General features: G+C 37.6%; 13 protein-coding genes and 4 pseudogenes. 4 read left to right on the top strand and 13 right to left on the bottom strand.

Going from position 1 to position 12,652, the window contains the following annotated elements; genetic code table 11:
* Positions 1-36 precede the first annotated feature (36 nt).
* The 6 genes and pseudogenes from OWR28_RS01665 to namA all read right to left on the bottom strand — a co-directional run bounded on the left by OWR28_RS01665 (position 37) and on the right by namA (position 5,378).
* Positions 37-1,009: pseudogene (locus OWR28_RS01665) on the bottom strand (DUF2931 family protein).
* A 64-nt stretch (positions 1,010-1,073) separates the two neighbouring features.
* Positions 1,074-1,244 (bottom strand): hypothetical protein, encoded by a 171-nt coding sequence (locus OWR28_RS01660; protein WP_153816338.1) that lies wholly within the window; start codon positions 1,242-1,244, stop codon positions 1,074-1,076.
* Position 1,245: 1 nt separating this feature from the next.
* Positions 1,246-3,177: a type VI secretion system Vgr family protein gene (locus OWR28_RS01655; RefSeq protein WP_332385209.1), complete on the bottom strand. Its 1,932-nt coding sequence runs from the start codon at positions 3,175-3,177 to the stop codon at positions 1,246-1,248.
* 149 nt (positions 3,178-3,326) lie between these two features.
* Positions 3,327-3,730: pseudogene (gene tssD / locus OWR28_RS01650) on the bottom strand (type VI secretion system tube protein TssD).
* A gap of 288 nt (positions 3,731-4,018) precedes the next feature.
* On the bottom strand, positions 4,019-4,297 hold the full coding sequence (locus OWR28_RS01645) for a DUF2752 domain-containing protein (RefSeq protein ID WP_332385208.1): 279 nt from the start codon (positions 4,295-4,297) through the stop codon (positions 4,019-4,021).
* 28 nt (positions 4,298-4,325) lie between these two features.
* On the bottom strand, positions 4,326-5,378 hold the full coding sequence (namA, locus tag OWR28_RS01640) for an NADPH dehydrogenase NamA (RefSeq protein ID WP_332385207.1): 1,053 nt from the start codon (positions 5,376-5,378) through the stop codon (positions 4,326-4,328).
* Between the two features lie 99 nt (positions 5,379-5,477).
* On the opposite strand from namA, the gene OWR28_RS01635 reads away from it, so the two are divergent.
* Positions 5,478-5,960 carry a cytidine deaminase gene (locus tag OWR28_RS01635; RefSeq protein ID WP_332385206.1) on the top strand — a complete coding sequence of 161 codons (483 nt, stop codon included), beginning with the start codon at positions 5,478-5,480 and terminating at the stop codon, positions 5,958-5,960.
* A gap of 126 nt (positions 5,961-6,086) precedes the next feature.
* Here the strand turns inward: OWR28_RS01635 and OWR28_RS01630 are convergent.
* From OWR28_RS01630 to OWR28_RS01600, 7 genes and pseudogenes are all read right to left on the bottom strand, one after another.
* Positions 6,087-6,397, bottom strand: a pseudogene (locus tag OWR28_RS01630) (barstar family protein).
* A 217-nt stretch (positions 6,398-6,614) separates the two neighbouring features.
* Positions 6,615-6,854, bottom strand: a complete 240-nt coding sequence (locus OWR28_RS01625) for a GIY-YIG nuclease family protein (RefSeq protein ID WP_332385205.1) — start codon at positions 6,852-6,854, stop codon at positions 6,615-6,617.
* A 65-nt stretch (positions 6,855-6,919) separates the two neighbouring features.
* Positions 6,920-7,423, bottom strand: a complete 504-nt coding sequence (locus tag OWR28_RS01620; RefSeq protein ID WP_332385204.1) for a ribonuclease domain-containing protein — start codon at positions 7,421-7,423, stop codon at positions 6,920-6,922.
* A gap of 25 nt (positions 7,424-7,448) precedes the next feature.
* Positions 7,449-8,240: an NAD(+) synthase gene (gene nadE, locus OWR28_RS01615; RefSeq protein ID WP_332385203.1), complete on the bottom strand. Its 792-nt coding sequence runs from the start codon at positions 8,238-8,240 to the stop codon at positions 7,449-7,451.
* A 12-nt stretch (positions 8,241-8,252) separates the two neighbouring features.
* A complete protein-coding gene (locus OWR28_RS01610; RefSeq protein WP_332385202.1) occupies positions 8,253-8,735 on the bottom strand; it encodes an N-acetyltransferase in 483 nt (160 codons plus the stop codon).
* A 45-nt stretch (positions 8,736-8,780) separates the two neighbouring features.
* Positions 8,781-9,311 (bottom strand): GNAT family N-acetyltransferase, encoded by a 531-nt coding sequence (locus OWR28_RS01605; RefSeq protein WP_332385201.1) that lies wholly within the window; start codon positions 9,309-9,311, stop codon positions 8,781-8,783.
* Between the two features lie 11 nt (positions 9,312-9,322).
* A complete protein-coding gene (locus tag OWR28_RS01600; protein WP_332385200.1) occupies positions 9,323-9,961 on the bottom strand; it encodes a leucine-rich repeat domain-containing protein in 639 nt (212 codons plus the stop codon).
* A gap of 52 nt (positions 9,962-10,013) precedes the next feature.
* Between OWR28_RS01600 and gldB the strand changes: the two genes are divergently transcribed.
* The 3 genes and pseudogenes from gldB to OWR28_RS01585 all read left to right on the top strand — a co-directional run bounded on the left by gldB (position 10,014) and on the right by OWR28_RS01585 (position 12,586).
* On the top strand, positions 10,014-10,997 hold the full coding sequence (gene gldB / locus OWR28_RS01595; RefSeq protein ID WP_332385199.1) for a gliding motility lipoprotein GldB: 984 nt from the start codon (positions 10,014-10,016) through the stop codon (positions 10,995-10,997).
* A 15-nt stretch (positions 10,998-11,012) separates the two neighbouring features.
* Positions 11,013-11,336, top strand: coding sequence for a gliding motility protein GldC (gene gldC, locus OWR28_RS01590; RefSeq protein WP_002977443.1), 324 nt, complete (start codon positions 11,013-11,015; stop codon positions 11,334-11,336).
* A 111-nt stretch (positions 11,337-11,447) separates the two neighbouring features.
* Positions 11,448-12,586 (top strand): annotated as a pseudogene (locus tag OWR28_RS01585) (cystathionine gamma-synthase).
* Positions 12,587-12,652: the final 66 nt, after the last annotated feature.

Below are 12,652 nucleotides of genomic sequence, written 5' to 3'. Positions count from 1 at the left end.
ATAGTTCTTGTTTTTAGATTGACTGAGTAAAACCTATCACTCTATCTTCTGAGATACCCTTATTTTTGCTTTGGTTACCGGAAGTTTCTCTTTTTCAGATTCCAGGGATACCAAAACCTTTGTATTGTCTTCGTTGACTTTAATGATCAGATCAATGTTTTTATCTTTTCCTGATTTCTGAAACAAATCAAATATTTCTTTATCATCAAAAGCGTCTATCCATACCGCATACCTGTTGTTGTTTTTATCTTTCCAGTAAAAACCGCAGAATTTTGGTACTGCTCTGCTTTTGTATGTATTGTCTTTTAAACCCTGATCAAAAAGATTTTCCTGTTCCCCGTTATAGCTGGTAAACCCGAAATCGATCCAGGTGGCTCCTTCCGGAAGAATTACTGAAGGTTTCCAATTGTATCTTTCTCTGTACACATTATAAATGTCTGCATCAGGATATCCTTCTTTTTCAATTTTCTCACGAACTTCCGGCTTAAATGTCTTATAAGACGGATCTTTCAGCATTCTGTCTGCAAAACCCTCTTTCAGCATATACTGGGCATTGTCATAGGCTTTTTCTTTGGTAATGACGGTATCATGCGCCTGAAAAGCGCCAATTTCTTTCTGGTTTCCGGGACCTTTCATCCACAAAACTACTCTTCCCTTCGGAGCCAATCCTACTACAAAAGAATGGTAAGTGGTTTTCTTTTTTGTGTCCTGGTCCACAAACCCTTCATCAAAAAGGTTTTTGATCTTTTCTTTATCCAGGTCCCATTTTCCGGTGTAGAATTTTTTCCACTAAGGAATACCAAGTGAACTCCAGTTTATGAGGGGCATCCATTCTTTCGGTGGTTACGTTCATGGTACCTCCTTCTTTACCCCAGCCGGTATTCTGTGTTCCCCAGATGGCATCAAAGGCATAGGTGAAATCATCGGCAATAATAGCTCCTTCATATATTTCCATGGGATATTCCTGCGGAGCAGAAACGGTTCCCAGCCAGGTGTATTTTTCTTCCATTTTTTTATTCTGACAATTCGTTAATGAGAAACAGCATATAATAAAAAGAATGAGTATGTTATATTTACTTATGGCCATGGGACATAATCTTCTTGTTACTCGCTAAAACCAGATTTTCCTTATGTGCTTCCACATTGATTTTCTTTGCTATTTTTTCAACCTTTTTTCCTACGCTCAGATGATAAGAATCTTTTACTGTGATGCGCAGATTGGTGGCTGTTTTGATGATTGCCATATCAGAAAAGTTTTGATTTTTCAGCACTGTTGAATTCTACAATCTTTCCACTCTGCATGGTCATATTTTCCAGTTCGCTGAACATGGAAATTTCCCCTGCTATTTCGTTGGATGTTTCAGACTGTCTCTTGAACTCTTTTTCAATCATTTCAGTTCTGGTATCAGAAGTTTCCGTAATATCTCCCGAAGCTGTAAGTTTCATATCTTTTCCTGCGATGGAAACGATGTTGTCATTCGCTGTACTGGTAATGCTTGCTCCTGCTCCTATAGAAATTTCTTTTCCTGCTGTAATGTTGATATTGTCACCTGCATTCAACGTAAAATTCTTAGGTGCTTTCATGCTGATATTTCCCTGCCCGTCCATATAATAGCTATTTCCGCTCGGATCAAGAATCGTTACGCTCCCTTCTTCATCATTCATTAAAATTCTGATCCCGCTTCTGGTTTGGATGGATTTCAGGTGATTGTTAACACCACCTCCTAACGCTACTCCTCCATGGAACATTCCTCCCATAACGAAAGGCCTGTCCGGATGGCTGTGTACAAAATTAACCATTACCTGATCTCCTACTTCGGGAATGGCTACATAGCCACGGTTTTGGGTAATCTGATCTGTTCCTCCCGCATCAGGGCTCATCATACGTATAAAATGAGTGGTATCATTAGTCTGCCAGTCAAATCTCACCTGTATTCTTCCCTGTCCTTCCGGATCTGTATTGGAAATGACAGTTGCCGTCTGTGGCTCAGCCTTCGGAATGGTAAATTCCGGTTTTGGAAGAAATCCTGTATCTGCTGCAATTCCCACGAAGCTTCCACTGTAATGCCCTATTGTGTCAATTTCATGCTCTGATTCTGTAATCATGATTCTGGTGAAGTAAGAGGTTTCATTAGAATCCTGTTTACGCATCTGTACATCTGCTACACAACCGGGGTGAAGAAACGGAACGGTTGTATTTCCAGAAACGGAAAAAACATTTACTGCCTCACTTCCTGAAGCACTTTTCTGAGAATATTCAACGTCAAGATGTGTGGTTGCTTTAATAGGAGCCACTTGCAAAGCTGGTGTCTTATAGATAGTTTCGTTATGGCTGTATGCTGTTTTTGCAAGGTCACTTACATGTTTGATAGGCGTGGATCCTGAAGTCAGCTTTTCATTTTTATTACTGTTATACCCATAGAATTGCGGTTTGGTATGTACAGCTTTAAGCTCAACTTTAATATCATTGGCACTGCTTCCGTACGTAAGGGTAATAGGTTTATTCTGAGCCGGAAGCTTTCCGAAATGTAAAACTTCACCGTCATAGTAAAACTGTTCACCATATGCTTCAGCCATTCTGGCCAGATAGTTATAATGGGTTTCATCATACTGGCTGCTGTAGATGATCTGTGAATAGTTATTGGCATCTACCCTGATATCAAAACGGCTTTTATCAATTCCCTGTTTGATTATTTCTTCTGCAATAATTCCGATATTAACAGGCTGTGAACCTCCAAAGCTCTGAATATGCGGAGCACCATCAAGCAGGATGGTAGGACTGTATCCTGTAAGCACAATATTTCCCAGGCTCATTTTTTCCTGGCTGAATCCTACTCCGGTAATCACTCCCACAAACGTTCTTTCCGGGCTGTTGTCTATATCTTTATAGGAAATAACTGCGGTAAGCCTTTTCCCAAGAAATTTATTGGCTTCTTCCAATGAGTGGGTCTGTCTGTCTCCCAGGGTATCGTGCGCCAGGGTCAGCGTGAATTCATGGTGTCGTCTGGTACTTTGTTTAAGTTTGAAATGTTTATAGTACTTGATAATTTTCCCTTCTATAATAAGGGAAAGCTTTACCAAACGATTGATACCTGTATGATGGTTTTCGGAAATACCATCTGCATTCTGCGTCGGACGAAAAGACGCCGCTTGTGAGTTTCCAGGTCTATTTGACATATTTTTTAGTGATTTGATTAACTTTCTAAACGATTATCCAGCAGAACGGGAGTTTAAAAATATAAACAAAAGATCCTGCAGAATATAGTCTAAGGTAAAAAAAGACCGTCTTATTAGGGACAGTCTTTTATTTACGGCTCATGAAAGACTTAGCTCATTGGCCAAAGCCCATCATAAGATGAATTTCCATATGTGATGCTTTCAGCACTTACTACAAAACTGATCAGCATATTGTTGCTGTCAATAGCATCGAAGTCTACTTCATGCTGAATAACATATCCGTTTTCCCATTTCAAAGAGATTAATGTCCCTTCTTCGTGAGATTTGTTAAAGTTGATTTCTCCGCTTGTAGGTTTATATTTGCTGTTTAATAAACTTTCTAAAACATCAGATTTCTTGTTGCTTCAATTGTTACTTTGATCAATGCGTTTGACGGGTCAGATGCCACACGTCCTGAAACGTCTGTAGATCTCGATACGCTATAGTTAAGCTTTAATAACTTCTGACCTTCACCTCCATTGAATTTTAAGATTCCTCTTGAATTTCCTGCCATATTCTTAAATTTTAATCATTAACGACTGATTCCTGATATAGGATTTAGGTAACAAAGATAGACTTCATGTTCTAATTTAAAAAGTTTTTGGGGCACTGATTCATAAATTGTAGTAGTTCTACGACATTTCTAAAATTCAGCACAACAAAATAAAGCAAGAATTTTAAACTAATAAATTTTATTTTTCATTTAAATTTTTCTAAATAATCCTATTTAAATCAAAATACAAATAAGACACATACTATATTTCCCATTTAAATCAAACACTTACACCATTCCTGTTTTTAATTAATAATGTTTATAGATGTAGCCAATGATCATAATAATAAGATTAATTACAACCAAAATCATTAAAATATTACTATATTTTCTTTTTTTATCGATGAAACTCAAACCCAGCGTAAGAAAAAACAACAATAAGGTATATACAGCAGGATACATTTGAAAAGCTTCAGCAAATTTCCCTTCACATACCAATACGATTGCTCTCTGTGCACCGCATCCCAGGCATTCCACACCAAGGAATCTTTTACTGGGGCAGGTAAGCATGAAATCTTCAATATCCATTCCTGTTGCTTTGAAGGTTATCCGGGAACTAAGAAGAGATTTTGGCTCTGGTGTACTGATGAGGAAAGAAACAATGTTCCTTCATTTCAAAAGATCCCTGAACAGCAATATAAGGATTCCTCAGAATTTCTCTTGCCACAAAAATCAGATCCGCATCCCCTTTCTGAAGAATTTCTTCAGCCTGCTCTATTCCGGTAATTAAACCTACCGCTCCGGTGTTCACTCCGGCTTCATTTCTTACCTGTGATGAAAAAGGAACCTGATAGCCATCAAAAACGGGAATTTTTGCCCCATGGATATTGCCGCCACTGGATACATCAACAAGATCTACAGCATGTTCTTTTAAAATTTTTGCCAGCGCTACACTGCTCTGGATATCCCAGCCGTTTTCAGCATATTCTGTTCCTGAAATTCTCACAAACAGGGCTGTATTTTCATTTAATTCTTCATTAACAGCATCTACAATTTCAATCAGAAACCGGATCCTGTTCTCAAAACTTCCTCCGTATTCATCTGTTCTGATATTGGAAAGCGGTGATAAAAACTGATGAATCAGATATCCGTGTGCTCCATGAATTTCAATAACATCGAAACCAGCTTCTACAGCTCTTCTTGCAGCTTTTTTAAAATTCTGAACCTGCTCTTTTATCTCATCCGTAGTGAGTGCATGCGGAATTCTTTCTGTAGGGTGGTAAGGAATGGGACTTGGTGCAACCGTTTCCCAGCCTTCTTCTATGGAAATCTGCATGTTATTCCATGTTGAGCCTTTTCTTCCGGCATGAGCCAGCTGGATTCCTATTTTACTTTCGGAGTTTTTATGAACAAACTCTACGATTCTCTGCAGTTTTTCTGCCTGTTCATCATTCCAGATTCCCATACAGTGATGGGTAATTCTTCCTCTGGGTTCCACTCCTGTTGCTTCTACAATCAGCAGACCTGTACCACCCTGTGATCTGCTTCCGTAGTGTACAAAATGAAAGTCATTGGCCTCTCCGTTCTCACATGAATACATACACATAGGTGACATTACCCATCTGTTTTTCAACTCAACATTTCTGAATTTTATTGGTGTGTATAACATTTTTTAGTCTTAAAAAATTGAACTTTTACGGGAAGAATAAAATATTGCCCACTTCATTAAAAAGAACTAATTTTACCGCCCTTTTTTAGTTGACAATATATGAAAAAAGACATACAGATCAGTTACGAATATTTTAAAAATAGCAGTGAACTGAGTGATATAGAAAATACATTATTTGAAAGAGCCAAGGAAGCCCGCGAAAATGCTTACGCACCTTACTCCCAGTTTTTGGTAGGATGTTCCGTATTACTGGAAAACGGAGAAATCTACTCTGGAAACAACCAGGAGAATGCAGCTTATCCTTCCGGACTCTGCGCAGAAAGAACGACTCTATTCTGGGTAGCTGCCAACTTTCCGAATGTGAAAATAAAAAAGATTTTTGTAGTGGGAGGTCCGAAAGAGTTTCATGAGAAAAACCCTCCGATTCCTCCTTGTGGAGCATGCCGCCAGAGTTTAATTGAGTACGAAACCAAACAGAATGAAAATATCGACCTTTATTTTTCAAGCATGAATGAAGAGGTTGTAAAAGTGCATGCAGTGAAAGATCTTCTTCCTTTTTATTTTGATTCTACGTTTTTGTAAGATAAAAAACCTAACAGGTTTTGGAAACCTGCTAGGTTTGTATGGTAAAGAATAAAGATTTGAATACTACAGAATAAGGGTCAGCATAAAAAAGGCTGTCTCCTGTATCGGAACAGCCTTTCTTTTTTATTCTTCTTCAGATTCTACATCATCATCTTCGTCTTCGTATTGCTCCAGATAATAGCTGAAACTAAAATCTTCCACTTCTTCTTCGGCATCTTCCAGGGTAGTCAGCAAGTCTTCAAAAATCTCAAGCTGATCTACAGTCATGTTGACGAATTCTAAATGGAGCGGCATTTCCATATCTCCGGTGATGGTATCAAAAAGGGCATCAAGATTATCCCCAAAATGCTCAGGAAGCTGAATTTTTCCTTAAGCTGGGTGTAAAAATCTTCATAATCACCTATGTCTGTAAAATCTATATATATTGTCTTCATATTGAACTAAATTTCCAATTTTTAAAGTTTGTATTTTTTACAAAATCTTTTCAGAACTGCTTCATACAATACTTTTATTTTTCAAAATTACTACTTATCATTATTTAAATACAAATTATACTGGTCATTGCGAGGAGGTCTTCGACGAAGCCATCTCAGAAAACATCCATAATATTTCCTACATCGTCCGTAAGATCTTTCCAATCAGGGTTATTGATTAAATCCAGTTTTTTTGCCTGGGACCTGCTTTTATTTGTTTTTCTCTAAATATAGCCTCACCTATTTCCTGAAAGGATTCCCAATACACCAGTATATACAAATTATATCTTGAAGTAAAGCTTTGAGAATAATATGATTCTTTATGCTGTTGAACACGTTTGGGCAGATTTGAAGTTACTCCTGTGTAAAGAATAGTATGATTTTTATTCGTCATAATGTAGACAAAACCTGCTTTCATCTGTGGTTATTTTAGAGATTGCTTCGTCACTTTGTTCCTCGCAATGACCTTATGCTATTTACACATTACTGTTTTTCAAAACTCTTATAATGGTTTTTAGTAAGGTACACATCTCCATTCCGGGTATAGATAATACGGTCTGCATTTCTTCCGCCGCAATGATAATTTACATCTGCTTCAAAGTACTTCTCTCCGTCCGGCAGCCGTCCTTCCCTGTTTCCGAAATGATCTCCGCCAATAGCTTTTCCGGGAAGCACATCGCAAAGATTTCCTTTGGAAGGATTCCATCCCTGTTTTCTGGCTTCATTTTTAGTGATATAATAGTCCGGAAGCTTGTGATTTTGTTTTACATAGCTGATCACCGTTTTTTCTTCTGTAAGCTGATCTATAGAAACCTGAGCTGTGGGATTTCCATCTGAAGAAGTACTTCCGTAATGCACTGTTTCTTTTTTTACAGAATCTGACTGATCTCTTTTATCTTCAATAAAGTTCCTGTAGACATACATTACGGACATTCCGAAAAGAAGTCCCAGACAGATAAAAAATACAGATCTTATTTTTCCGTTCATAGCTGTTATTTAATGTAATTCATTTCTATGCTCTCCATTCTTCAGGAATATCACAAACCGGAATAGGATCCATTTTATGCTTCGCAGCCTTATGCATTCTGTCGAAGATCTGGAAAACTTCCCTATCTCTTCCTTCGTAATCATCAGCCGTTTTGGTTCCGTATTCTTTCTGGATTTTCTCCAGTTCCGGATAGGTAGCACCAATCTGCTGTTCATCCGTTCTGTCCACATCCCAAAGTCCATCGGTAGGAATTGCTTCCTGGATGCTTTTGATAAGATTTAATCCTCTGGCCAATTCATACACTTCAGTTTTATAAAGATCCGCAATTGGGGATACATCTACTCCGCCATCTCCGTATTTTGTATAAAAACCGATTCCGAAATCTTCTACTTTGTTTCCTGTTCCACAAACAAGAAGTCCGTTCAGCTGGCCATAATAATACAGTGTAAGCATTCTGAGACGTGCTCTTGTGTTGGCAAAAGCAAGTTTTTCATTAGGGTACAGATCATCTTTTACATCGAATGTTTTATAAAGCTCCTCAAAAGCAGGCGTCAGATCTACAGACATAGTTTCTACGTTAGGAAATCTTGATTTAAGATCATTCATATGATCTTTTGCACGGCCTACCTGATCTGCTTTCTGGCGGATCGGCATTTCTATCAATAAAGTTTTCAAACCGGTCATTGCCGCCAGTGTGGAAACCACTCCGGAATCTACTCCTCCGGAAACTCCAATTACATATCCGTTTACTTTTGCTTTTGTAGCGTAATCTTTTAACCAGCTTACAATATGATCTATCACTTTTTGTGTCTGCATCTTTTATATTTTTTAGTCTATTCCAAATTCCTGCGGGTATTTCACCACTCCTTTTTTATTCTTTAATCCGTCTTTTACCAATTCTACAGCCATTCCGTTTTCTTCCGGAATATCGAATGGAAAAGAAATGCCAAAATTACTTGTTTTTTTGTAACCAAAGCGCGGATAATAATTTTCATGTCCGATCAGGATTACAGATTCATATCCCAATTCTTTGGCAATACGATGTCCTTCCAGAATCAGTTTTCCTCCAAGCCCCCGATTCTGAAATTCCGGCTTCACTGAAACAGGAGCCAGAGCAAGTGAATCAAAGGATTCTGAATTGTTGACAATCTTTATTTTTGTGAACAGAATATGCCCGGCGATTTTACCGTTTTCATCTTCTGCCACTAATGATAATTCCGGGATAAAGGCTTCTGATTTCCTCAGCTTTTCTACCAGAAACTGCTCCTGATGATCACTGTGTTCCATTTCCCTGAAAGCCTCTTCTGTCAATTGAAAGACCTGTTGATGGTCTTTTTTCTTCCTGTCTTATTGTTATCATTTTTTACTGTAATTTTCACGCTTCAGCTCATACCAGAAACAAATTCCATCCGGCTCCTCAAACGTTCCGGTTTTTTCAAAGCCTAATTTTCTTAAAATATGATTGGAAGCGTCATGTCCGGAATGAGCATAAGCATAAATAACATCTGCATTTAAGTCATTAAAACCATAATCAAGAGAAGCTTTTCCAGATTCCATGGCATAACCTTTTCCCCATGATTCAGGAAGAAAACGATATCCCAGTTCCAGTACATTTTTATAACCGTTGGTTTCATGGGTAAGCAGTTTCAATCCGCTCCATCCTATCAGAAGGCCGCTTTCTTTTTCTACAACACCCAATCTCCCTACTCCATTTTCCTCATATTGTTTCTGAATCATACTGATGATCTTTTTTGATTCATTGATATCCGTTAAAACCGGCACACCAATATATTTCATGACCTCAGGATTGGAATCCAGCAGAAATAGGCGTTCAAAATCTTCATCTTCCAGCTTCCTTAAAATCAATCGTTCTGTTTCTATTTTCATAATCATTAGTTTTATTCTCCATCTCTGAATATGGTAACATCTGTTTTTGCACCCTTCTTTATATCGGTTTCATTTATTTTGTTTCCGGTTATATTCAGCGTTTGCAAGACCTCGTTTCCGGAAATATCAATTTTTTGAAGCCTGTTATGTTCCAGATTAAGCTTTCTCAGTGCTTTAAACCGGGTTACGTCAATTGTTTTTAACTGATTTAAAGATAAGGTTAATTGATCAATTTTTGGAATTCCTGCCAGCGAAATACTTTCCAAAAAATTATTATCCAGATATAATGAGGCTAAATTTTTCAGGTTTTCTGCTTTGAATGAAGAAATTTTACATCCTGTACAGGAGAACAACTCCAGCTGATCCAGATTACTGATTGTGATATCCGGGATTATATTATCATCCAGAACAACCATTTTCACGTTTTTAAAAAGGGGAATATCTTCTGCCGAGGTAATTCCTTTCTGAGTCAGAAACAGATTCGTAACCATATCAGCTTCGGAAGCTTCCAGTATTCCGTTTTTATTCAGATCAAAATTTCCGAGTACTGCTTTTTCAAAGTTTTTATCTTTAAATTCAAGCTTTTGCCCATAGAAAAAAGATATCGTGAAAATAAGGCAAAGGGCTGTAAATATTTTAATTTTCATCATGAATTGTGTATTTAATCCTTATTTTTGTAAACTTAAATTCCATGTAAAAATAATGAAGATTTTTAGATATATTGCGCTTTCTTCTGTTTTAGCTGCCGGACTTATTTCCTGCAAAAAAGAACCTGAAAATCAATGGAAGGTTGAGGTAAAAGAAACGGCTGAAAAAGTTGACATCACAGATATTTCCAAAGAATTTTATAATCCAAATGTTCCTTTGGATCAGTTTAAAGCTCAATTTCCATGGTTTCAGGGAACTGTTTCTGATGCTGATTTTGGAAAAAGAAGAGCGGATGCTGAAGAGATAAAGATCTACAAGGAAGCAATCGGAAAAATAGATCAGGCAAAGCTTCAAAAGGAACTTCAGGGCTTATTTTCACATATTAAATATTACTTTCCGAAATTTAAAAACCCGAAGGTATATTTGTTTTCATCCGCCTTACAGATGGTTCAGGATCCGATATTTTATGACGAGAAAGGAAACCTTTTATTCATAGATGTAACCGGTTTTATGGGTGATGGAAATCCTAATTATAAAGGGCTGGAACTGTATTTCCAAAAGTCTATGAATCCACAGAATATAGTTCCAAAGGTATCACAGCTTTTTGCAGAAAATATTGTAACGGAATCACCGGATCATCAGAAGTTCATTGATCAGATGGTTCTGAACGGGAAAGTAATGATTCTCCAGGATGCCTTTCTTCCCGACGTTCCTGATTATCTGAAAATGAACTATACCCCGAAACAATATGAATGGGCAACCAGCAACGAAGCCAACATCTGGAATTATTTTGTAGAAAGCAACCTTATTTTTGGAGATGACCCGAGACTGGGAGAACGTTTCATCTCACCGGGACCATTCTCGAAATTTTACACAGAAATTGACAATGAATCTTCCCCGCAGATCGGAATTTTTACAGGATGGCAGATCTGCAAAGCATACCTGAAAGAAAAGCCTGAAACAAAGCTGACGGATTTTCTGAAAATGGATGCCACCACAATTTTTAATCAATCCGGTTATAAACCGAAACTTAAATAAAGAAAAAATAGAAAAATGAGAAAGACTCAGATTACGATAGATGTAGAGCTTGATGAAAATCATGTCCCGGAAAATATTACATGGAATGCCCAGGATGGCGGTATTGAAAAACAGGATACCAAAGCAACCATGATTTCTGTATGGGATGATAAAACAAGAGAAGCGCTAAGAATTGATCTCTGGACCAAAGAAATGCCTGTAGACCAGATGAAGATGTTTATCCATCAGATTTTAATATCTTTAGGAAACACCTATCAGAGAGCAACAGGAGAAGAGGATGTAGCACAGTGGATGGAAGAAATTGCAGAAGAATTTGCTGTGAAATCCGCTATCAAGTAAAATGTAACACATTCAATGTAACAATGTATTAGTGTAACAATATAACAATCTTTAAATAGAAAAATATTGGTACACTATTAGATTATTCAGATTGATAAATTATAAAATATTATGAATTTTAATACAAAAGTAATTCACGGAGGGCAGCACCATGAGTCTGCAACAGGTTCTGTAAATGTACCTGTATTTCTGACTTCTACGTTTGCACAGAAAAGCCCGGGAGTACATTCGGGATATGAATATTCAAGAGCCGCCAACCCCACAAGACAGGCATTGGAAGACTCTCTGGCAAGTATTGAAAACGGAGCGAGAGGTTTAGCTTTCGGTTCCGGTCTTGCAGCCATCGACTGTGTTTTAAAATTATTAAATCCCGGTGATGAAGTCATTGCTGTAGATGATCTTTACGGCGGTACGTACAGAATGTTCACCAGACTTTTCGAAAAATATCAGCTGAAGTTTACTTTCGTGAATTTTGATGATGTTTCTAAAATAGCAGATGTTATTACAGATAAAACAAAACTGATCTGGGTAGAAACTCCAACGAACCCATTGATGAAACTGGTAGATATCAAAGCTGTAGTGGAAATTGCAAAAGGAAAAGATATTTTAGTGGCAGTGGATAATACTTTTGCTACACCTTATATCCAGAGACCGATTGATTTGGGTGCTGATATTGTAATGCATTCTGCAACCAAATATTTAGGAGGTCACTCTGATGTTATTGCCGGGGCCCTTATTGCTAAAGATGCTGAATTAGGAGAAAAACTTCACTTTATTCAGTTTGCAAGCGGTGGTATTTTAGGTCCTCACGATTCTTACCTTGTATTGAGAGGAATCAAAACACTGGCACTAAGAATGCAGAGACATTCAGACAATGGTCTTGCTGTGGCAAAATACCTTGAAACACATCCGGCGGTTGATAAAGTAATCTATCCAGGATTGGAATCTCACCCTCAATATGAGCTGGCAAAATCTCAGATGAAAGAATCGGGAGGAATGGTTTCATTCACTTTCAAATCCGGAAAAAAGAAGATGCGATTAAATTCTTAGAAAAGGTAAAGGTTTTCACTTTAGCAGAATCTTTAGGAGGAGTAGAATCTTTAGCTAACCACCCTGCTTTAATGACTCACGCTTCTATTCCTGCTGAAAAACGTGCTGAACTCGGGATCACAGATGACCTGGTACGTTTAAGCGTAGGTATTGAAGATGCTGAAGATCTTATTGCAGATCTTGAGAGAGCTTTTTCTTAACATACGATACACTCAATGAGAAGGATTTTGATAATCCTTCTCATTTTATTATAACACCAACTGATA

The sequence above is a fragment of the Chryseobacterium sp. 1B4 genome (assembly GCF_036631475.1).
Taxonomy (GTDB): Bacteria; Bacteroidota; Bacteroidia; order Flavobacteriales; family Weeksellaceae; genus Chryseobacterium.
The sequence above is the reverse complement of the archived record's forward strand: the minus strand, read 5'-3'. Positions and strand labels throughout refer to the sequence as shown.